Source organism: Pedobacter humicola (genome assembly GCF_056490705.1).
Genome location: NZ_JBWJIG010000006.1, coordinates 258,169 through 279,918, shown reverse-complemented (window position 1 = coordinate 279,918; position 21,750 = coordinate 258,169). Strand labels below are relative to the sequence as shown.

Sequence of the window (21,750 nt, the reverse complement as noted above, 5' to 3'; positions counted from 1 at the left end):
GTAAAACGCTAACCGCCCCACGCACACCGCTTCCCGCCTCTACCTCAGAATAATGTCAAATTGACATTACGGATGGGTTGGCATTACAATTGAATACATATATTTGAACATAAAAAAAATAATTATGGCATTAGAAATCACAGATGCAAACTTCGAGGAGCTTGTATTAAAATCAGATAAACCCGTATTAGTAGATTTTTGGGCAGAATGGTGTGGCCCTTGTCGCATGGTTGGTCCGGTAGTAGAAGAAATCGCTAAAGAATATGATGGTAAAGCGGTAGTTGGAAAAGTAAACGTTGATAACAACCCTCAAATTTCAATGCAGTTTGGTATCCGTAACATCCCGGCTTTATTATACTTTAAAGATGGTCAGGTTGTAGATAAACAAGTTGGTGCTGTTCCAAAATCAGTATTGGCAGAAAAATTAAACAAGCAATTGGCTTAGTTTAAGTTTAAAGCAGAAAGACCAAAGCCTAAGGGCTTGTAACATATTTAAAACCCAGGTTCATTTGATGGATTTGGGTTTTTTATTGCAAACATAATTTTGTTTCTTTAATAAAAAACTAACAATCATGTCTATTAACTTATTTAACAATAAAACTTTAGGAATTTTATTGGCGGGCTTAGCATTAAACTGTGCAAATATTGCATGTGTATCAGCACAAAACCCTGTCGAAACCAACGAACCTTCTGCAGATTATAAACCAGCCTTTGCCGGGCAGACCAGAATTGCAGGTGTAAAAACCAAAACCCCTTTAGATATTTCGATCATCAATGAAAAGCTGGAAAATCCCTGGGCCATTTCTGTGCTTCCAAATGGTGGTTTTTTGATCACGCAAAAACAAGGTACCATGGTGATTCTTACAGCCGATGGAAAATTGAGCAAAAAGATAACCGGTTTACCAAAGGTTGATCCATCGGGTCAGGGAGGTTTATTGGATGTAACACTAGATCCCAACTTTGCGAAAAACAGGATGATTTATTGGGCCTATTCAGAGCCACAGGATAAAGGCGTGCTGTTGGCCATTGCCAAAGGTAAACTGGCCGCTGACGAAACTACTATAGAAAACCAGACCGTTATTTATCGGGCTATGCCAGCATATGGCGGTAAACTTCAATATGGTTCGAGGATCGTGTTTGATAAGAACGGTAATTTATTTGTGAGTACCGGTGAGCGCTCAGGTAACGATATTAGGATCCAGGCACAATATTTAAATTCATCTTTAGGCAAAATTCTACACCTGACTACTGATGGAAAGGCAGTTGCCAACGGACCATTTGCCGGCAAAGGAAATGCTAAACCAGAAATTTATGCTTATGGACTCCGTAATCCGGATGGTTTGGCCATTAATCCACTAACTGGCGATTTATGGGAAGCAGAATTTGGGCCAAAAGGAGGTGATGAAGTAAATATCATCAAACCGGGTAAAAATTATGGCTGGCCGATCATTACTTATGGAACCGAGTACAGCGGTAAAAAAGTGGGTGACGGTATCCAGCAGAAAGAAGGAATGGAGCAACCAGTTTATTATTGGAACCCAAGTATTTCGCCAGGTTGTATCGCCTTTTACAACAGCACTAAAATTGCCGAATGGAAAGGGAATTTATTTGTAGGTGGTTTAGGTGGTTCGCACATCATCCGTTTGATCATTAAAGACGATAAGATAGTAGGTGAAGAGAGATTGTTAGAAGGGAAGGGCGAACGTTTCCGGGATATGGTAGAAGGAAAAGATGGTGCGCTTTATTCGGTAACCGATAATGGTCATTTGTTCAGAATAGCGAAGAAATAGTAAACTGATTATAAAACGTTGATCCCGAACCTCATTTGCTGAGTTCGGGATTTTTTGTTTTAAGCTTATTCTTTGTCGTTTTTTGGAAGTGCAGGTTCCGGTTTTTAAGGCATTTTCAGACCCGCTTTCCTTTATAGTGCCGGCGCGAAACCGGCAACTACTATGGGTTTTGCGTTAGGGATTGTAAGGGTTCAGTATCGATCCTTCATCGGTGCCGGAGCGTAGCCCTAAGCCCGACCCTTTCCCGTATTTCACGAGATTGGGTAACGCCCATATTGGTTTACAGTTTTCAATTTACAGTTTGTGGTTTGGCCTATGCGCTGACCTTTGAAACTTCGAGATTTCCGGCTACTTTTTAATTTTTTTTAATAAATCTTTTATTAGCTTTACCATATGCAGGCGGTAAACTACGAGAACGAAACAAGCTATGGTAATTTAGAATTGCTTGCCCGGCAAGTAGTAGAAGGTTTCATTACCGGATTGCATAAAAGTCCGTTTCATGGCTTTTCCGTTGAGTTTGCTGAGCACCGCCAGTACAATAATGGTGATAACGTTAAAAATATCGATTGGAAGTTATATGCCAAAACCGATAAACTTTACAGTAAACGCTTCGAAGAAGAAACAAACCTTCGCTGCCAGTTTGTAATTGATGTTTCTTCGTCGATGTATTTCCCTGAACCTAAAAATAACAAGCTTACTTTTTCTATCCAGGCCGCGGCATCGTTGATGTACCTGTTGAAAAAACAGCGTGATGCCTTTGGGTTGAGCCTGTTTACGGATGAGATCCTTTTGAATTCGCCGGCCAAATCGACCAATGTACACCAGAAATACTTATTTACGCAATTGGAAGAGCTGTTGCAGAAACCAAAGGTACATGCGCAGACCAATATAAGTGAAGCCCTGCACCAGGTTGCCGAATTAATTCATAAACGGTCTTTGGTGATCATTTTCAGCGATCTGTTTAATACGCAAACAAGTGCCGATAAAACCGATCAGTTTTTTGATGCCCTCCAGCATTTAAAATTCAACAAACACGAGGTTGTAGTTTTTAATGTGGTGGATAAATCAAAAGAAGTTGATTTTAACTTCGAGAACAGGCCCTACCAATTTATCGATATGGAAACCGGCGATACCATTAAAGTACATACCAACCAGGTAAAAGAAAATTATACGGCTGCGGTTTCCAGCTATCGCCAACAGATTGCCCTAAAATGTGCCCAGTATAAAATCGACCTGATTGATGCCGACATGAATGAAGGTTATTATCCAATTCTCCAATCTTATTTAATCAAAAGACAGAAATTAGGTTAATCCTCATCGCAAACAACCCGCAGTCATTGCTGTTATTAAAATAAACGATTTAAATTTAAACTCCCGGATATGTTAGAAAAAGGCGCTTTAGCACCAGATTTCGAATTGAATGCTACACCCGATCAAAAAATAAAACTTAAAGATTTTAAAGGTAAAAATGTAATCCTGGCTTTTTATCCTGCCGATTGGAGCCCCGTATGCAGCGACCAAATGGCACTGTACAACGAAATGCTCAAATATTTCAGCAAGTATGATGCACAGATTTTTGGCGTTTCGGTTGACAGCGTTTGGTGTCACCTTGCCTTCGAAGAGAATAGAAAACTGCATTTCCCTTTATTGGCCGATTTCGAACCAAAAGGAGCCGTTTCAAAAGCTTATGGCGTATATGATGAAACACTTGGAGAAAGCAAACGTGCACTTTTTGTGATTGATAAAGACGGAAAAATTGCCTGGAGTTATTTATCGCCAATAGCGGTTAATCCTGGCGCCGATGGAATTTTAGATGCATTGGAAGAAATAAGTAAAAAATAAAGATGAGCACATTAAAACCCGAAGTAAACAATCTGGATCATATAAAAGGCGATGATTCAGCCAGCATCACTATTGTAGAGTTTGGCGATTATCAATGCCCATTTTGTGGCGATGCCTATCCGATTGTAAAAGAAATTGAAGAAACATTTGGCCATCAGATCAAATTCATCTTCCGTCATTTTCCTTTGGCCAATGCGCACGAATATGCTTTCCCTGCAGCAATAGCAGCCGAAGCAGCAGGTTTGCAAGATAAGTTTTGGGACATGCACGATGCGCTTTACGAAAATCAATATCGCTTAAACGGTGATCTGTTCGACGAACTGGCCGAAACGATCGGTTTGGATCTGGAACAGTTTCAGAAAGACAGCACTTCGGAAGCAATCAAAACTAAAATAGAAGATGACTTTGACAGTGGTGTACGGAGTGGCGTAAACGGTACACCTTCATTTTATGTAAACGGAACCAAGTTTGATGGTGGTGCTACGGACCTTTATCAAATGCTTAAAGAAAGCACCGAATAATTAAGATTCAGGTTGTATAGGCAATGCTATTCGAACTTGAATCTTTTAAAACAAAAAACCTCATGTATTTTGCAATACATGAGGTATCAGATAAGGGTAACCGGAAAACTAAAAAACTAATTATGAGTTTTTAGAATTTAACAAAATTGAAATCGCTTCGTGTTTTGTTATTTCAAAGGTGCACTTCATTTATGAAGTTTTAGTGAAGAAACTTCATCCCTCTATTATTACACTACTTATGTTACAAGGCTAAATTAAAGTCTTAAGCATGTCAGATTGGTGTTTTTCCCTATGCTATTAAAACAATATCCCTGCTTCATCCTTTTATAAGGTAACAATAAAAAAACCTGATTAAAAAATACCTTCATGAGTAAAAATGTGGCAGAACAACTGGTTGAAATGCTGGTTGAAGTTGGTGTAAAGAGAGTTTACGCCGTTACCGGAGATAGTTTGAATTATTTTAACGATGCAGTAAGAAGAAACGGCAAGATAAAGTGGATCCACGTCCGCAATGAAGAGGTAGGGGCATTTGCTGCTGCAGCCGAAGCAGAACTCGATGGGATTGCCTGTTGTGCCGGAAGTTGCGGTCCGGGCCACGTGCATTTGATTAATGGCCTATACGATGCGCATCGATCTCATGTTCCGGTAATTGCCATTGCCTCAACCATCCCTACAGGTGAATTTGGAATGGACTTTTTTCAGGAGACCAATACCATAAAATTATTCGACGATTGCAGTTATTATAATCAGGTGGCCACCACGGCCGAACAGGCGCCAAGAATGTTTCAGACCGCCATCCAGCATGCCATTCATAAAAAAGGTGTTTCCGTTTTTGGTTTGCCGGGTGATGTAGCACAACTGGATGCTGTAGAAAGTGTAACTTCCATGCAGTTATTTAACAATAAACCTGTTATCCGCCCTTCCGATCTGGAACTGAACGATTTATCTGCTTTGCTAAACGGCGAAAAGAAAATTATGCTTTATTGTGGAATAGGGGCGGCTGAAGCACATGATGAAGTGGTAGCATTAGCCGCTAAATTGAAAGCTCCAGTTGGGTTTTCTTTCCGTGGCAAAATGGGCATTCAATATGATAATCCTTATGAAATAGGAATGACAGGACTTTTGGGTCAGCCATCGGGATATCATGCCATGCACGAAGCTGATGTGGTACTTTTGCTGGGAACGGATTTTCCTTATGTAAACTTTATGCCCCAAAAAAACAAAATTGTTCAGATTGACGAAAGACCAGAGCGCCTGGGCAGAAGAGCAAAACTAACAATGGGTTTATGTGGCAATATCAGCGATTCTATTAAAGCATTGTTACCGCTTTTAGAAGAAAAGAAAGATGATAAGTTTTTGAGATCCCAACTGGAATTCTATCAAAAAGTTAAGGAAAGTCAACAGGTGTATGTTAAAGATCAGGGGGAAGAAAATAAAATCCAGCCAGAATTTGTGGCCGAAACCCTTAACCGTTTAGCGGCCAACGATGCAATTTTTACGGTAGATACAGGTATGTGCTGTGTTTGGGGTGCACGTTTTATTGATGGGACTGGCAAACGTAAAATGCTCGGTTCTTTTAACCATGGTTCGATGGCTAACGCCATGCCCATGGCCATCGGGGCGGCCCTGGCGCATCCGGAGCAACAGGTGATTGCACTTTGTGGCGATGGTGGTTTATCCATGCTCCTGGGTGATCTGGCGACCATTAAACAATATAATCTCCCGATAAAGCTAATTGTATTTAACAACAGGGCCTTAGGAATGGTAAAACTGGAAATGGAAGTTGATGGTTTGCCCGATAATGAAACCGATATGATCAATCCTGATTTTGCATTGGTGGCTCAGGCAATGGGCTTTAAAGGTTTAACGGTTGCTAAACCTGAAGAAGTAGAAACGGCGATAAGCCATGCGCTTAACGAAAATGGACCAGTTTTGTTAAACATCATGACCAACCCTAACGCTTTAGCCATGCCACCAAAGATAGAGTGGGCGCAGATCAAAGGCATGACCGAATCGATGGCCAAATTAATGCTGGGCGGAAAAATGACTGAGGTTTTGGATACGATTAAATCGAATTATAAACACCTGGGTGAAATGTTGTAGTGTTAAAAAGTCTTCATTGTGAGAAGGAACGACGAAGCGATCTTTAATTTTAATGATCTTGCTATAAAGATTGCTTCGTCGGATGAAAACACCTTCTCGCAATGATGAGATTGACTATTTTCGTTGATAAAGTCCTTGCAGTTGCTTTAAAGCAGTTATCAGTTTATCTTCATCACCTGCTAAACAATAATATTTAATTCCGTTCTTATCGTTATCAGGCTCCCCTTCTCGCTTTTCGAAAACGGGATATATCGATTTAATTGTTGTACTTCGCTGTTCCGGACTTACTTTGAATCCATTCCAGTACTGTATTTGCGATTTGTTAGTAGTTTCTTCTTTGGCTTGATCTGAGCTTGCAAAGGTTTTTCCGATTGTAAAAATCCCGTAATTCATTTCTTCATCAATAGAAAATGAATTTGCAGTAATTTTAAAGGTAGTTTCTGTTCCATTACGCAAAATGCGATCAGTGCCGCCGATAGCTTTTGCCAGCAGCTGATTGATGTTTTTAACGATTTCGGCTTTTGTTTGGGCAAAGCCACTGAACGATGCGGCCAGTAATAAAACCAGCGTGAGTTTTGTTCTCATAATTATTAAGGTTTAAATATTTGTGTGTATTTAAATTTAAATAATTATTTCATTAAACACATACCGAAAAATGAGTAAATAAAAAGGCAACCAGATAACTGATTGCCTTTGATTGATATTTCTGATAAAATTATAAATTTCCCCTCAATTCCTGCTCACGTTCTAGTGATTCAAATAATGCTTTAAAATTACCCGCACCAAAACTTTGTGCCCCTTTACGCTGGATAATTTCGAAGAAAAGGGTAGGACGGTCTTCAACTGGTTTGGTGAAAATCTGTAACAGGTAGCCCTCCTCATCGCAATCGACCAAAATGCCCAAGCTTTCCAGTAAAGCTATTTCCTCGTCGATTTTACCTACTCGCTGTGGCATCATATCATAATAGGCTTCTGGTGGCGCACTTAAAAACTCTACACCCCTAGATTTCAGTTCTTTAACGGTGGTAACAATATCTTTAGTGGCCACGGCAATATGCTGAACGCCTTCACCTTCATAATATTCCAGGTATTCTTCAATCTGCGATTTCTTTTTACCTTCAGCAGGCTCATTGATCGGAAATTTCGAATAACCGTTTCCATTACTCATCACCTTGCTCATTAAAGCCGAATATTCGGTATTGATCTGTTTATCGTCAAATGATAAAATATTTACAAAACCCATTACATCCTCGTACCATTGTACGGCCTCATTCATGCGGTTCCAACCCACATTGCCTACACAGTGATCGATATACAATAATCCGGCATCGGCAGGTTGGTAATCGCTTTCCCAAATGCGGTAACCAGGCATAAACGTTCCTGTATAGTTTTTACGCTCAATAAACATGTGTACGGTTTCGCCATAAGTATAAATACCGCTCATTTTAACTTCTCCGTTTTCGTCGGTTAAAGTTTTAGGCTCCATATAAGGTTTGGCACCGCGTTTTGTGGTTTCTTCGAACGCGCTATAGGCATCATCAACCCAAAGCGCCAATACCTTTACCCCGTCGCCATGTTTTTTTACATGTTCCGCAATGGGGTGATCTGATTTTAATGCAGTAGTCAGAATCAACCTGATTTTTCCCTGTTGCAATACATAAGATGAGCGATCGCGTACACCGGTTTCTGGCCCGGCATAAGCCAGGCTTTGAAAACCAAATGCGGTTTTATAGTAGTGAGCGGCCTGTTTGGCATTGCCCACGTAAAATTCGATATAATCTGTTCCGTTAATTGGCAGAAAATCTGGTGCTTTTGATATCTTTTCTGCGAATGTTTGTGTTTCCATTTCGTTGTTATTTATTGAGTCCGAAGTCGGAGATCCTATTCGGGTGTGTTGTTATTAATGGTTGTAAAGTTTCAATGTTGAATTATTGATTGCCGCTGGGTTTGTCTGCTTTTTATCTTCGGACCTCGGTCTACAGTCTTCCAACTAATTTATTCTACGTTAATCTGCCAGCTCTTATGATAATTCTCATCCTCAATATCCAATGCATCTTGTGTAAGCATTAAAGGTTTAAAAGGATCGATCATTACCGCCAGTTCATCTGTTTTTTCCTTGCCGATTGATTTTTCTACATTGCCCGGGTGCGGGCCATGTGGGATTCCGCCTGGGTGTAAGGTAATCTGCCCTTTAACTACACTCTTGCGGCTCATAAAATCACCGTCAACATAATAAAGTACTTCGTCGCTATCTACATTGCTGTGGTTGTAAGGAGCTGGAATAGAATCAGGATGATAATCATACTTGCGCGGAACAAAAGAGCAGACCACAAAATTATGTCCTTCGAAGGTTTGATGAACAGGAGGGGGTTGATGCAGACGGCCGGTGATCGGCTCAAAATCGTGAATAGAGAATGCATATGGATAATGATAACCGTCCCAGCCTACATAATCGAATGGGTGTGTACCATAAGTGTACGGATAAATTAAGCCTTGTTTCTTAATTAGTACTTTAAAATCGCCATATTCATCATGTGTTTGCAGGTTTTCGGGCAATCTTAAATCACGCTCACAATAGGGTGAATGCTCCATCAATTGCCCAAACTGGTTTAAATATCTTTTTGGGGGCCTCAGTGGACTAAAACTTTCTACGATGAACAGCCTGTTTTGCTCATTATCAAATTCCATCTGGTAAATGGTCCCCCTTGGAATAATCAGATAATCGCCATAGGCAAATTTAATTTCTCCAAAGCCTGTTTTCAGTTTTCCAGAACCTTCGTGCACAAAGATCATCTCATCCGCCTGACTGTTTTTGTAGAAATAATCGGTCATCGATTTTCTTGGTGCGGCCAGAACAATGTGTAAGTCGCTATTTACAAGTACTGGCTTTCTGCTTTTTAGAAAGTCATCCTCCGGTTTAATATTGAAACCGATCAAACTGGTGTGTTTTAAGTGTTTTTCGCGAGCGATTTTGGGTTCTACGCTATAGGGTTCGCCCAGGTGTTTTACAATTGTTGGTGGGTGGCAATGGTAAACCAGCGAATATAAACTGGAAAAACCTTCGGTTGATACCAGTTCTTCGGCATAGAGATTTCCATCAGGTTTACGAAAAACCGTGTGACGTTTAGCTGGAATCTGCCCCAATTTATGATAAATAGGCATAATTAATGGTGTTATGGTTAGAAAGAAATATCCTAATGAATAAACAATTAAAACGGAAATGCGTTTCAATTAATAAGAAAGGGCAAGGAAATTACAGAGAATATTGGGCCATGATCAGCTTGGATAGCATCTTATAGCGACGGGCAGCTATGGCATCGTTTACCAGGTGAATATGTAATGCTTTTAGGATCATGGTTTTAATGGCAGCAAGGTAAGTATTTTATTTAAAAGTTGAAATTTTAATTACCTTTAATTACTAATAGTCCTATTATTTCTATGAAATTTATTTTTACATTCTTAATTTGTATAACCTTTGGTTATACTGGCTTTGCACAGCAAAAAGCCAAGTACAGTATCAGGGTTGTGGAGCGAAATGGCAACGCAGCTAGAGGCTCTTTTTATGCTGCATCCGATGATGGTTTAACCATCATTAGAAATCGGAGAGATACGGTGAAACTTAGTGCTGATAGCATCAGTGCATTATACATCCATCGTAGAGGAATTGTTGCGCCATTAGCCATTACCGGAGGTTTAGCCTTTTTTGTATTAGCTGCGAAAAGCGATAAATTAGTTGAATCCGTTGTACTTATCGCAGCGGGTGTGCCGATTGGGGTTTCAGGAGGATTATTGATCGGTGGCTTGCTTTCCAATAAAAAACATTACAAAGGCCTTCAGGCAAAAGATTTTCCTCTAATTAAATCAAACCTTCAGAAATATACCGTGTTAAAATAATAAGACTGATTTTTATTTTGAATTGCCTAATTGCTTAGCTTTACCGCATATTTAACCAAATGATATATGAAACTAGTATCCTATAAAACCGAAGACAGAGAGCATCTTGGTGTGTTTATAAATGGGCATATCTATAATTTAAATAGTTGCGATAAGCTTATTCCAGATCATATGGGCGATTTTTTGCTTGGTGGTGAGGTATTGATGGAAAGGGCAAAAAATATCGATGACCAGATAAAGGATGGTAGTTTAGCAGCCAAAGAAGAAATCTTTTATGAGATTTTAGCGCCTGTTCCGCATCCTACAAGTTGCCGAGATGGATATGCTTTCAGACAGCACGTTGCCGCGGCACGTAGAAACAGAAAGGTGGATATGATTCCTCAGTTTGATGAATATCCGATCTTTTATTTCACCAATCATAACGCGATTCAGGGTACTGGTGAAATTGAATGCATGCCAGATCATTTTGAGAAACTGGATTTCGAATTGGAACTGGCCATTGTGATTGGTAAAAAAGGTAGAAATATTAAAGCTGCTGAAGCAGATGAGTACATTGCCGGTTACATGGTGATGAATGATATGAGTGCCCGCACTTTGCAGATGGAAGAAATGTTATTGAATTTAGGACCTGCAAAGGGAAAGGATTTTTCTACAGTAATTGGGCCGTGGCTGGTAACGCCAGATGAGCTGTTGCAGTACAAAGTTGCCCCTAAAGAGGGGCATGTAGGTAATGCTTATGATCTCAAAATGACCTGTCGCGTTAATGGTATCGAGGTTTCTAAAGGAAATGCAGCCGATATGGACTGGACCTTTGCCGAAATTATTGAACGTTGTGCTTATGGTGTAGATATCCTTCCAGGTGATGTAATCGGTTCTGGAACAGTGGGTACAGGTTGTTTCTTAGAATTAAACGGTACGGGTTTGCTTAACGATCCGAATTATGCCGTACAATGGCTACAGCCAGGCGATGTGGTAGAAATGGAAATCACAGGCCTTGGCGCTTTAACGAATACAATTACGAAAGCGAATACTGATTTTTCTATTTTGGGCTTGAAGAAACACTAATTTTTTTAAGCTTAGGAAAGCCTGGTTCTGCATATTTCGGTTAGTGTAGTCCTGCCATTCGCTTTAATTGCAAGCGCAGAAAAAGCTTTTGCCCATGCTCGCTGCTGTCAGGTTTAGATTACTTAGGTCAGCATTGCTATATAGCCCGACAGCAGCGGTATCTCCCGATTTTCATCGGGAATAATAGCGCATGGTGGGACTGCTGTTCCCTAAGTACACTGCATTTGCTTTCAAAAAAAAATAATTTAAATTTAATCAGTAAAGTTTTGCTAACACTTAAAACTGAAGATCTTACCGCAGTAGACCTGCAAAATTATCTACAATACGCTATCGCTCCGAGGCCGATCTGCTTTGCCTCCACCATGGATGCCGAAGGGAATATTAATTTGAGTCCTTTCAGTTTCTTCAATATGTTTAGTACAAAACCGCCCATCTGTGTTTTTTCTCCATCAAGGAGGGTGCGCGATAATACCACCAAGCATACTTTAGAAAACGTGCTTCAGGTGAAAGAGTGTGTAATCAATATCGTGAATTACGGAATGGTACAACAAATGAGCCTCGCCAGTACCGAATATGCAAAAGGGGTAAATGAGTTTCAAAAGGCGGGATTTACCATGCTGAAATCGGATTTGGTTCAACCCCCAAGAGTTGCCGAAGCGCCCGTACAGTTTGAGTGCGTGGTTAATGAAGTAATCGCTCTTGGTGATAACCATGGCGCGGGGAACCTGATCCTTGCCGAAATTAAACTGATCCATATCAGCGAAGCTATTTTAGATGAAAATGGCAGAATAGATCAGCATAAAATCGATCTGGTGGCCCGATTAGGTGGCGATTGGTACTGCAGGGTTACAGATAACAACCTGTTTAAAGTAGCGAAACCACTAGCTAAATTGGGAATAGGGATAGACCGCTTGCCGCACTCAGTCCGTTTTTCAAAAGTATTAACCGGTAATGATCTGGGCATGCTGGGCAATGTTGAACACTTACCAAGCGATGAAGAAATTGATCTGATCAGTACGAACCCAGAGGTAAAAGAAGTATTGGATGCCACCATTGGCGATAGTACGAACCGTGAAAGGGAGCTGCACGAACTGGCCAAAAAATTTCTCAGTATGGGAGAAGTAGAGCTTGCTTTAAAGATCGTTTTGCTTTAAATTTATTCAGGTAATTTTTTAACTATGCATACACTTGTTCAGGTAGATCAGTATATCATTAACTCGGCAGCATTTGCCATTCCGATTTTAGATCATTTAAGAAATCTGGTGCATAAAGCCGATGCACGCATCGAAGAGAAAATTAAATGGGGAATGCCTTTTTTCGATTTTAAAGGTACCGTGTGCCATATGGCCTCCTTTAAAAACCATTGCGCTTTTGGCTTTTGGAAGGGATCGTTAATGCAGGATGAATTTGGCATTTTTAAAGAGCGCTCGGAGGCCATGGGCTTGCTTGGTAAAATTACTTCTTTTGAAGACCTGCCACCCGATGAAGTCTTGATTGCCTATATTCAGCGGGCAATTAAATTAAATGAAGACAATATCAAACTGCCGCCAAAGCCAAAATCTACTGAGAAGAAAGACCTGATTATCCCTGAATATCTTACTGAAGCACTAAACGAAGATCCTAAAGCACTGAATGTATTTCAGGGTTTTAGTGTATCCAATAAAAAAGAGTATGTGATGTGGCTCGAAGAAGCTAAAACCGATGCCACCAGGCAAAAAAGACTTGAAACCACTTTAGAGTGGCTGGGAGAAGGCAAAACAAGAATGTGGAAATATAAAAAGTAGTTTATATAATACTCACAATTTTCATAAAGCGGGCTTTATAATGGCCGTCCAAATCAGTAATGGTTACCTGATGTGCTTTGCCCGAAGAAGCATGGATAAATTTGATCCCGTTTTCATCTATAGAATAAACAATGCCAACATGGCCTATTCTTCTAACTCTTGAGTTACTTCCTGTGAAAATCAATACGTCACCTACTTTTGCATTTTCTAAACTGGTTTCTTTACCCGCATAGCTAAATTCTCTCGAAGAACGTGGAACCTTAAAACCAAAATTGCTAAATACATAACTCACAAAACCGGAACAGTCAAAACCAACTTTAGGATTGCTCGTTGCGTAACGATAGGGAATACCTAACATACTTTTAGCAAAATCGATAAGTGATGTTGAACTTGTGTTAGAATTTTTCTCTGTAACCGTTGCTTCTTTTGGAAGGCTGGCAACCAGCTTTTTCACCAGTTCCTGGTATTGCGCGGGTAAGATTGTTTGGGCTTTTCCTGCCGTGGCAGACAAAATGAAAAACAGAATCGGGACTATTATTTTCTTCATATGTTGGAACCAAAGATATAAAAAAAATCTAAAGTCGGTTAAAATGTTGAAAATGAGTTAAAACAAAAAAAAGCCCGGGCAGCTGGCCCAGACTTTGGTTAAAATATTTGGTTTCGATTAAATACTTGGGAACATGCTTTGCGCCTTATCTCCAAATAGTGGAAGTGGCTTTTGCTCATTATTATTTGCACTAATCGCGCCCAAAATAATAAAAATAATGTACCCAATATAAGCCAGATAACTTAAGTATCCGAAAAACGCTGTCGGCACCATCATGAGAATAATGGTTAATGCAATATTAAGCACAATAATGCCCAGATGAAGCAGTAACGATTGTCTTAAGTGATAACTCGACAAAGCTGTTTTATTGTCTTTGTACATGGCAAAGTACGATATCAACCAGCCAATAAGAAAAATGTAGCTTACTACTGCAGCGTTTTTTCCATTATCAGCAGTTTTAAAAGGGGAGTTCGTTTCCATAGATTTTTAGTTTTTCAATTAGTGATGTAAATTACTAAAAATTATGGAATTATGGGGTGGTAACCGCAACCGGCAAAATCTTCCCATTAAAAAACTTGTGTCCCGTTTTCGCAAAGTCGGCAACGTATTTCCCCATTTCGAAGGCCATCACCGGACTTTGGTATCCCGGGAAAGCAGCTTCGAGCATTTCAGTTTGGGCCGATCCCAAAGCCAGGCAATTGATTTTAATTCCTTTTTCGGCCAGCTCGAATGCCAAACATTCGGTTAAAGTGTGCAAAGCTGCTTTACTTGCAGAGTATGCGGAAAGTCCGGGAAACTTAACACTCCCCTGAAAACCACCCATGCTGCCAATGTTTACAATGTGACTTCCGCTTTGCATGAATGGTAAAACGCTTTGGATCATCCTGAAGTGCGAAATCACATTGCTCTGCAACATTTCGCCCAGGTCAGCTTCTGTAGTCTCTAAGAATGGTTTATTAATTAAAGCACCAGCATTATTGATTAAGATATCAACCGATCCCAAACGTTCTTGTAAAAATGGAAGTAGTGCAGCATAATCATCGTTTACAATATCGAATTCTACCGGGAGCAGGGTACAGTCGGGATTAATGCCTCTGGCTATTTCTAGCAGTTTGCGCAGTTTATCAGCCGAACGGGCAATGGCTACAATCTTATTTTCTTTCTGTAAGCTAAATTCTAAAGCAGTTTCGAACCCGATTCCGCTACTGGCGCCTGTAATTATAATGTTCATTAAAAAATGTTAAAAAATTGTTTTTAGTTAAAAGATTGACGTGATAGAATCAAATGTTCTATAAATTTATTGGATTAAAGCGTTCGACATCTCCATTTATTTTTTCAAAATCAATAGTACTATTCGTTAAGAGTTTTCCTTTCATTACCTCTGCTGTAGCATAAATAATAGCATCCGGCAGTTTTATTCTGTTGTTTTTCCTTAGTGTACTGGTCATGTTATACTACAGCATCATTTAAAGGTACAACCTTTAATGAATCAATTAATTCACTAATACAGTTTTCTTCCAGTTTGCTTTTAAATATCAATCCTCCACAAGCAGTTGGCTTACCGGGTTTTTGATTACATGTAAACCATCGCTGATCAATTTGGTATGATCGATCTCTCTGCCGGCTTTAATTTCCAAATACACCTGAATCTCTTTTTCCAACTGATGATAAACCTTTTTGTGGTAAATAATTTCCAGAATTTCTAACGCACAAAGCCAGTCCTGTCTGTAGTTGGTTTTCAGTTGCACGAAAATTTCGCCAAGCCGGTCGAGGTTTTCGCCGCTTTCCCTAATCTCCCTTACCGTTTTGTATAAGTTGTGCAGTCTTAGGGTTTTTTCATCATAGACCACTTGATGCGTTTTCTCCCCGCTGATTAAAGTAATTTCTTCGTAGGCATCTTTATCGGCAGCACCATTAAAAACCGAAACAATACTTTCTCCTACAGCCATATCATAAGTACCCCATTCAGGTTTAAATAAGATGTTCCCGTTGCTTTCTGTAACGGTACAGTCGTTTAAAGCGATCAAAATTACTTTGTGCTCTTCAATCAAAATAGTTTTAACAACTCCAACTACTTTAATACCGCTTTCAAATAAAAGTTCGGCCTTTCCGCTCAAAACAATACCTGAAGCCTGTAATTCGTCGATGCCATAATCCTCTAATGCCTTTACGCTATTTTTTAAACGCCCAACTGGAGAAGAAAAGCCATCAGCATGGTAATCTTTTCCATGTCCGGCCAGTTGCTTTTCTTTAAAGGCCAGTGCCGATGGCCCCATTGTTTTAACAAAGGTTACTTCATCTTTAGCGCTAATGCCCATATCGGTAAATATACCGCTAACCTGTAATCCCGAGCTATAAACAGCCGTTGCTACATTTTTGCAGGCAATCGCCTTCATCATGCTTTCTGTTCCACCTTTTCTAAATGCCATTGTATTGGCAAATTGTTCCAGTACATCAATTAAATTCTGGAAGGTTTCGGTTACGAAAAGCTGCGGTTGTGGTTTGGTAATATCGTAAGCATAGTTAACCGTATCCATGTTGTACCAAAGTTTTGCCACATCGTTTTGCATACAGGTGGCACTTTCGCCGATAGAAGAAAGTAAACCCGCCCCATAAATTTTTGGATTTTCTAAAGTACCGATCAAACCATATTCAACAGTCCACCAATGTAAACGGCCAAGCAATGCCATTTCGGAAGGCTCGCCCATATTTTCGTTAATATAACGGAGTTCCTTTTCTGCTTTGGCAATCTGAAATTCATCTGCATCAACAGCTTCTTTTAAAATAGAGAGTTTTCTGATGGCTTCATATAGCTCAAAATCTTTTGCCGAAAACATCGCTTTTGCACCGATCGAACCAAAATAACTTAAATAGTTATTGTAATCGGTATCGGCGATAATCGGCGCATGACCAGCGCTTTCATGTATAATATCGGGTGCCGGGGTATATTCAATATGGTTAATCTGGCGGATATCAGCTGCGATTACCAGAACGCGGTATGCCTGGTATTCCATAAAAGCTGCTGGTGGAATAAAACCATCAACAGTTACAGCGCCCCAACCTATTTTACCTAAGTTATCGTTCATGGTCTGCAGGTCGGGAATGTATTCGATACTTAATCCTGCCCGTTGTAAACCTTTGATGTAGGGGTAGTAAGCAACATTTTTAAGATAACTGTAATTCTGGCGCATTACATAACGCCACACTGCCTGATCGATCGGCGTATATTTTTCGTAATTCTGGGCAACGATAAATTGCTTTAAATGATTGGGCAATTTTGCTACCTGCGCATTATTAAAATCATTAAAATGGCTCATGGTTATGCTGAAAATAAGTTGGTCGGCAGCTAAGTTAGGATGTTGTTTTTATCTTATCAAGAAAGCAGTCGGATAAATTAACAGGTTAAAGTAATAAAGGTTTCGGTAGATGAAAAAGATGAATTAGTGATTAGGAAAGCTAGGGGAGTATTTCATCGGAGGGGTTCCGTCGGGCTGTGCGCTAAATCTTTTGCGGTGCTTCAACTGCGCTCAGGATGACCGTAAAAGGATACCGCTTCCATCCCGTTTAGGTACTTAGGTTGGGGTTGATGAACCTGGTGTTTAATCTAATTATCATCATTATTTCCGTGTCTTCGTGGCAAAAAAAAGATGCTACAATCAAACTGGATTAGTGATTTTTTTTCTCTTTTTTTTCTCCGATTTTCTTTACGCTAAATGTAAAATAGTGCTGGTATATATAACTGAATGAAGCGACCAATACTGCTACGACCACTTTTGAAATGGTGGGGTACACCATTAATATTTCTACAAAGAATTTAAATAGAAAAACATTCAGCAATACGTTGATAAATTGAAGGTTTAAAAATCTAAATAACTGGGTTTTGCCTTTTACCTCACTATGTGTAAAAACCACATACCGGTTAATCAGAAAACTAAACGGAATAACCACAGCAAAATCTACGGCAAGTGCCGCGGTATCTTTTTTGAGCGTAAAGAATAATATTTTTACCTCATCACTATGAAAAAGAAAATTGAAGGACAAAAAGTAAATAATAATGCCGAGCACAAAAGTAGTTCCTCCCGTTACTAAGTATCTGAAATTATGTGCGGAAATATATTTTTTAAATGGAGGATGAAAAAAATCTATAAATGCTAAAATCGCCTTGCGCATTGATGTTAAAATATTAAAGGTTTTGAGGTCGAAATATGAACAACCTTGCCCATGCCATATGTGTTATAAGGGCAAAGGTAATTTTTTAAATAGAATTTTATATAAACAAAAAGAGTTCCGGTAAACCAGAACTCTTTAATATGTACCTCGTTTTTAACTATTGGTGGCTTTATGCGGCGGATCTGCATGTACCATACCTTCCATTGCTTTGTCCAGGTTTAAATCCAGGCCTTTGGCAATCGCTAAACCTAAACTCATATCGGCCCTGAACCAATGGCAAAGCTGACGGTTCACAATATCGTCTTTCTTTACCCCGTTAATACCCCCCATAGCACTTACAATATTGGCGATGGTGTTTTTCCTTGCCTCAGGATCCATTAACCGGAACAGATTACCTGGTTGCGTATAATGGTCATTTTCACCTTCATCATTTCTATTGTAGCTATCGGCCAGTAGCGATTCCAGTGGCCAGGCCGGTTGTTTATAACTTTGATCAACCACAATATCATCAAAACTGTTTGGAAAATAATTTGGATTAGATCCACCGTTGCCATTAACCGCCATTAAACCATCACGCTGATAGTTATTGGTCATAAACGGACAGCGGTTAACAGGAATCTGCTCGTAATTGCCGCCTAAACGGTAACGTTGCGCATCAGGATAAGATAAAATCCTTCCCTGCAACATTTTGTCGGGAGAATAATAAATGCCATCTATCACATGTGCAGGAGCAAAGGCGGCCTGTTCTACATGTGCAAAGTAATTATCAGGATTTTGGTTCAGTTCCAGTTCGCCCACTTCAATTAAAGGATAATCGCGGTGTGGCCAAACCTTGGTGAGGTCGAACGGATTAATATGATATGTTTTGGCCTCTTCAAAAGGCATGATCTGTACTTTCAATGTCCATTTCGGAAATTCGCCCCTTTCTATCGCCTCGAACAGATCCCGCTGTGAATGATCAGGATCCTGCGATTTCATGTCAACCGCTTCATTGTTGGTGAAATTCTGGATGCCCTGTTTGGTTTTGAAGTGAAACTTCACATAAAAACGCTCGTGTTTATTGTTGTAAAAAGAGAAGGTATGACTGCCAAAACCGTGCATGTGGCGGTAAGAGAATGGCGTCCCCCTGTCGCTCATTAAAATGAGTACCTGATGCAAGCTTTCGGGGTTCAAACTCCAGAAATCCCACATCATCGTCGGACTCTTCATATTGGTTTGCGGATCACGTTTCTGGGTATGGATAAAATCGCCAAACTTTTTCGGATCTTTTACAAAGAAAACGGGTGTATTGTTTCCAACTAAATCCCAGTTGCCATCTTCAGTATAAAACTTTATGGCAAAGCCACGTGGATCGCGCTCGCTATCGGCCGATCCTTTTTCGCCGCCAACAGTAGAGAAACGCAAAAAAACAGGTGTTTGCTTGCCGATCGCGGAGAAAAGTTTAGCCTTCGTATATTTTGTAATGTCGTGGGTAACGGTAAAAATTCCATAAGCGCCAGAACCTTTTGCATGTACCACCCGTTCTGGAATCCGCTCGCGGTTAAAGTGGGCCATCTTTTCATGTAAAATGAAATCCTGGATCAATATCGGGCCGCGGGGACCAACGGTCATGCTATCTTCATTATTTGCATATGGAATGCCCGATGCACTGGTTAGTTTTTTCTTTTCGCTCATCGTTTAAGTTTGTAATCTGTTATAAAAATGAGGTAATTTTCAGCACCGATCAAACAGTTATTTTCTATGTCTGCATAGATATAATTGATAGGTTAATGAAAACTGCAATACATAAATGTATGGCAATTTACTCATTATTGCTGTAAAATGCAGGTTGCGCTACAAAATCGATCACCGCACACCAGGTGTACGAAGGATGGGGCTGTATGCTTACACCAACGGTATTGAGTTTGTACTTCTGGTCCAATAAATTAAACCGGTGGCCAAGGGACGGTACACCACAATCTAATAGTAAATGACATACAATATCCAGACTGTTTGAATAGCCGAAATCGATATTTTCGCTCATGGCCTTATTGGGAAAATATTTGGACAAACGCTTCGAAAATTTATCACCATTGCTGCTTTCGTGTGTTTCCAGGTTATTCTGGTTTAAATCCTGGGCATGGTTACGGCTTAAGGATGTCAGCTTATCATCAGGATAAAACATCTGCAGGTTTTTAATGCCCCGTAAATGCTTCAATAAGGAAATATAATAAGAATTGTTTCTGGTAATCCTCAGTTCGTTGTAGTTTCTATATTGCCGAACTTTGGCATTATAGTTATTAATGTAATCTTCTAAAAAGGTATAATAAAACTTTTCTCCATCAATACGGACCAGGTTCATATACATCACAATGTTTTTTTCCTCGTTGCTTAAATAGGACGCATTTGCTGCAGTATTGGCTTTGCGAAATTCGGCATCAGTCCATTTTTGGGCGTAAACATGACCAGAAAAAATCAGCAGTAAAAAGGCGGGTAGAAGTATTTTAAACATGGGACGGTTTTCATGGATAACGCCATTTGACCGGGAATATTTTCTGTGCAAGGATTTTTGGTAGCGTTAAGCGTCTGGCGCAGGGCGGTTATTCACCGGTTAAACAATAAACAACCATTAAGGCACCAAGATTACGAAGAGATTAACCTTTGGCGCCTTAGTGTCTTTGTGTTTAAAAAATGCGGATATTTTATAAAAACATACCACCTGATGCTTCAATGCGCTGTGCGTTGATCCATCTGGCATCTTCAGTACATAAAAAGGCAACTACACCACCAATGTCATCTGGTAAACCTACACGTCCCAGCGCAGTATTAGCAGCTATCCCTGCGTTCAGTTGGTCGTTATCGCGTACCACTCCACCACCGAAATCGGTTTCTATGGCACCCGGGGCAATAATATTCGATCTGATTCCTCTTGCGCCCAGTTCTTTCGCCTGATATTTAGTTAAAGTTTCCATTGCGCCCTTCATTGATGCATAAGCCGCATAACCTGGGGTTGCAAAACGTGCCAGCCCGGTTGAAACGTTAATAATTCCACTGCCATCATTTAATAAAGGCAAAGCTTTCTGGGTTAAAAAGAAAGCCCCTTTATAGTGGATGTTTACCAGGGTATCAAATTGTTCTTCGGTGGTATCGGCAAAAGCCGCATGGATGCCAATTCCCGCATTATTAATTAAAAAGTCGAATTTTTCCGCGTTAAAATCAGATTTCAATACGGCTTTTACCTCTGCAAAAAAAGCATCGAAAGTTTTGGCATCGCCTACATTTAACTGTATTGCAGCTGCAGGTACGCCCAGGGCTTTTATCTCATTTACGGTATTTTCTGCTTCTTCCTTTTTCGATTGATAGGTGATAATCACACCAAGTCCATTGGCTGCGATTTTTAATGCAGCATTTTTTCCCAATCCACGGCTACCGCCGGTTACCAGGGCAATTTTATTTTGTGTTTCCATTTTCTTTTAATTTGTTAAACAAAGTTAAAGGGAAACCCGCTGTAAAAATGGTGATAGCTTAAGTAAAAATGGTGACTGTTTAAGTTTTATATGGTGACAATTTCCTTTTTTGTTGCCAAAGACTCAAAATAAGCCTCCCGATATTGTTTTGGGGTTTGGCCTGCAAAGTGTTTAAAAAACTTGGTAAAGTTAGATGGATCGTAGGTTAATATCCTCGCGATTTCGGCAATGGGCATACTTACATTCTGCAACATCGATTTCGAAATCTCCATTAATCGTTCTTCGAAAAAGAAACATGGCGAATGGCCTGTGGCTGCTTTAATGGTATTACTAAGGTGTGTGGGGTGTACATGGATTAAATCAGCAAAATCCCTGACCTCAAACATTTCAATAGCGCGGCCTGATACAATATCGTCAAGGTGTTTATCTAATTCTTTTAAATAATCTGCGGCAATTTCATGTCGGCGGGCAAAAAACTTCTGTGGAATTTTCATATCAGGGAGATTGCTGTTTAAACAAATATAATAAGCAAAAGGCTAATATGAAATTTGCTTAATACCCTTCAGCATTTATGACCAAAGGATTATT

General features: G+C 39.9%; 23 protein-coding genes. 10 read left to right on the top strand and 13 right to left on the bottom strand.

Going from position 1 to position 21,750, the window contains the following annotated elements; all coding sequences use genetic code 11:
* Positions 1-124: 124 nt before the first annotated feature.
* From trxA to AC04Q1_RS12580, 6 genes are all read left to right on the top strand, one after another.
* On the top strand, positions 125-445 hold the full coding sequence (trxA, locus tag AC04Q1_RS12605) for a thioredoxin (protein ID WP_029275428.1): 321 nt from the start codon (positions 125-127) through the stop codon (positions 443-445).
* A gap of 127 nt (positions 446-572) precedes the next feature.
* Positions 573-1,790, top strand: a complete 1,218-nt coding sequence (locus AC04Q1_RS12600) for a PQQ-dependent sugar dehydrogenase (protein ID WP_478364953.1) — start codon at positions 573-575, stop codon at positions 1,788-1,790.
* Between the two features lie 393 nt (positions 1,791-2,183).
* Positions 2,184-3,101 (top strand): DUF58 domain-containing protein, encoded by a 918-nt coding sequence (locus tag AC04Q1_RS12595; protein ID WP_478364952.1) that lies wholly within the window; start codon positions 2,184-2,186, stop codon positions 3,099-3,101.
* Positions 3,102-3,170: 69 nt separating this feature from the next.
* Entirely contained in the window at positions 3,171-3,632 is a 462-nt protein-coding gene (locus AC04Q1_RS12590; protein WP_478364951.1) for a redoxin domain-containing protein, read from the top strand.
* A 2-nt stretch (positions 3,633-3,634) separates the two neighbouring features.
* Complete coding sequence (locus AC04Q1_RS12585) at positions 3,635-4,153, top strand: DsbA family protein (protein ID WP_478364950.1); 519 nt, start codon at positions 3,635-3,637, stop codon at positions 4,151-4,153.
* Positions 4,154-4,519: 366 nt separating this feature from the next.
* Entirely contained in the window at positions 4,520-6,256 is a 1,737-nt protein-coding gene (locus tag AC04Q1_RS12580; protein ID WP_478364949.1) for a thiamine pyrophosphate-dependent enzyme, read from the top strand.
* 114 nt (positions 6,257-6,370) lie between these two features.
* On the opposite strand, the gene AC04Q1_RS12575 is transcribed toward AC04Q1_RS12580, so the two are convergent.
* The 3 genes from AC04Q1_RS12575 to AC04Q1_RS12565 all read right to left on the bottom strand — a co-directional run bounded on the left by AC04Q1_RS12575 (position 6,371) and on the right by AC04Q1_RS12565 (position 9,418).
* Complete coding sequence (locus AC04Q1_RS12575) at positions 6,371-6,841, bottom strand: hypothetical protein (RefSeq protein WP_478364948.1); 471 nt, start codon at positions 6,839-6,841, stop codon at positions 6,371-6,373.
* Between the two features lie 130 nt (positions 6,842-6,971).
* On the bottom strand, positions 6,972-8,102 hold the full coding sequence (hppD, locus tag AC04Q1_RS12570; RefSeq protein ID WP_478364947.1) for a 4-hydroxyphenylpyruvate dioxygenase: 1,131 nt from the start codon (positions 8,100-8,102) through the stop codon (positions 6,972-6,974).
* Positions 8,103-8,251: 149 nt separating this feature from the next.
* Positions 8,252-9,418 (bottom strand): homogentisate 1,2-dioxygenase, encoded by a 1,167-nt coding sequence (locus tag AC04Q1_RS12565; RefSeq protein ID WP_478364946.1) that lies wholly within the window; start codon positions 9,416-9,418, stop codon positions 8,252-8,254.
* A 276-nt stretch (positions 9,419-9,694) separates the two neighbouring features.
* On the opposite strand from AC04Q1_RS12565, the gene AC04Q1_RS12560 reads away from it, so the two are divergent.
* The 4 genes from AC04Q1_RS12560 to AC04Q1_RS12545 all read left to right on the top strand — a co-directional run bounded on the left by AC04Q1_RS12560 (position 9,695) and on the right by AC04Q1_RS12545 (position 12,999).
* Positions 9,695-10,150 carry a hypothetical protein gene (locus AC04Q1_RS12560; RefSeq protein ID WP_478364945.1) on the top strand — a complete coding sequence of 152 codons (456 nt, stop codon included), beginning with the start codon at positions 9,695-9,697 and terminating at the stop codon, positions 10,148-10,150.
* A gap of 66 nt (positions 10,151-10,216) precedes the next feature.
* The gene (locus AC04Q1_RS12555; RefSeq protein ID WP_478364944.1) at positions 10,217-11,215 is read left to right on the top strand and encodes a fumarylacetoacetate hydrolase family protein; all 999 of its coding nucleotides are present in this window, start codon (positions 10,217-10,219) and stop codon (positions 11,213-11,215) included.
* Positions 11,216-11,481: 266 nt separating this feature from the next.
* Positions 11,482-12,369 (top strand): flavin reductase family protein, encoded by an 888-nt coding sequence (locus AC04Q1_RS12550; RefSeq protein WP_478364943.1) that lies wholly within the window; start codon positions 11,482-11,484, stop codon positions 12,367-12,369.
* A 24-nt stretch (positions 12,370-12,393) separates the two neighbouring features.
* A complete protein-coding gene (locus tag AC04Q1_RS12545; protein WP_478364942.1) occupies positions 12,394-12,999 on the top strand; it encodes a YdeI/OmpD-associated family protein in 606 nt (201 codons plus the stop codon).
* A gap of 1 nt (position 13,000) precedes the next feature.
* On the opposite strand, the gene AC04Q1_RS12540 is transcribed toward AC04Q1_RS12545, so the two are convergent.
* From AC04Q1_RS12540 to AC04Q1_RS12495, 10 genes are all read right to left on the bottom strand, one after another.
* Positions 13,001-13,546, bottom strand: coding sequence for a C40 family peptidase (locus AC04Q1_RS12540; RefSeq protein WP_478364941.1), 546 nt, complete (start codon positions 13,544-13,546; stop codon positions 13,001-13,003).
* 117 nt (positions 13,547-13,663) lie between these two features.
* Complete coding sequence (locus AC04Q1_RS12535; protein ID WP_478364940.1) at positions 13,664-14,026, bottom strand: magnetosome magnetite crystal formation protein family; 363 nt, start codon at positions 14,024-14,026, stop codon at positions 13,664-13,666.
* Positions 14,027-14,075: 49 nt separating this feature from the next.
* On the bottom strand, positions 14,076-14,777 hold the full coding sequence (locus AC04Q1_RS12530; protein ID WP_478364939.1) for an SDR family NAD(P)-dependent oxidoreductase: 702 nt from the start codon (positions 14,775-14,777) through the stop codon (positions 14,076-14,078).
* 58 nt (positions 14,778-14,835) lie between these two features.
* Positions 14,836-14,994, bottom strand: coding sequence for a PIN domain-containing protein (locus AC04Q1_RS12525; RefSeq protein ID WP_478364938.1), 159 nt, complete (start codon positions 14,992-14,994; stop codon positions 14,836-14,838).
* Positions 14,995-15,081: 87 nt separating this feature from the next.
* The gene (locus tag AC04Q1_RS12520; RefSeq protein WP_478364937.1) at positions 15,082-16,863 is read right to left on the bottom strand and encodes an aromatic amino acid hydroxylase; all 1,782 of its coding nucleotides are present in this window, start codon (positions 16,861-16,863) and stop codon (positions 15,082-15,084) included.
* Positions 16,864-17,212: 349 nt separating this feature from the next.
* On the bottom strand, positions 17,213-17,716 hold the full coding sequence (locus AC04Q1_RS12515; protein WP_478364936.1) for a GtrA family protein: 504 nt from the start codon (positions 17,714-17,716) through the stop codon (positions 17,213-17,215).
* 153 nt (positions 17,717-17,869) lie between these two features.
* Positions 17,870-19,390, bottom strand: a complete 1,521-nt coding sequence (locus AC04Q1_RS12510; protein WP_478364935.1) for a catalase — start codon at positions 19,388-19,390, stop codon at positions 17,870-17,872.
* 127 nt (positions 19,391-19,517) lie between these two features.
* Positions 19,518-20,207 carry a CAP domain-containing protein gene (locus AC04Q1_RS12505; protein WP_478364934.1) on the bottom strand — a complete coding sequence of 230 codons (690 nt, stop codon included), beginning with the start codon at positions 20,205-20,207 and terminating at the stop codon, positions 19,518-19,520.
* Between the two features lie 190 nt (positions 20,208-20,397).
* Positions 20,398-21,162 (bottom strand): SDR family NAD(P)-dependent oxidoreductase, encoded by a 765-nt coding sequence (locus AC04Q1_RS12500; protein WP_478364933.1) that lies wholly within the window; start codon positions 21,160-21,162, stop codon positions 20,398-20,400.
* An 86-nt stretch (positions 21,163-21,248) separates the two neighbouring features.
* Entirely contained in the window at positions 21,249-21,656 is a 408-nt protein-coding gene (locus AC04Q1_RS12495; protein ID WP_478364932.1) for a helix-turn-helix domain-containing protein, read from the bottom strand.
* Between the last annotated feature and the right edge of the window lie 94 nt (positions 21,657-21,750).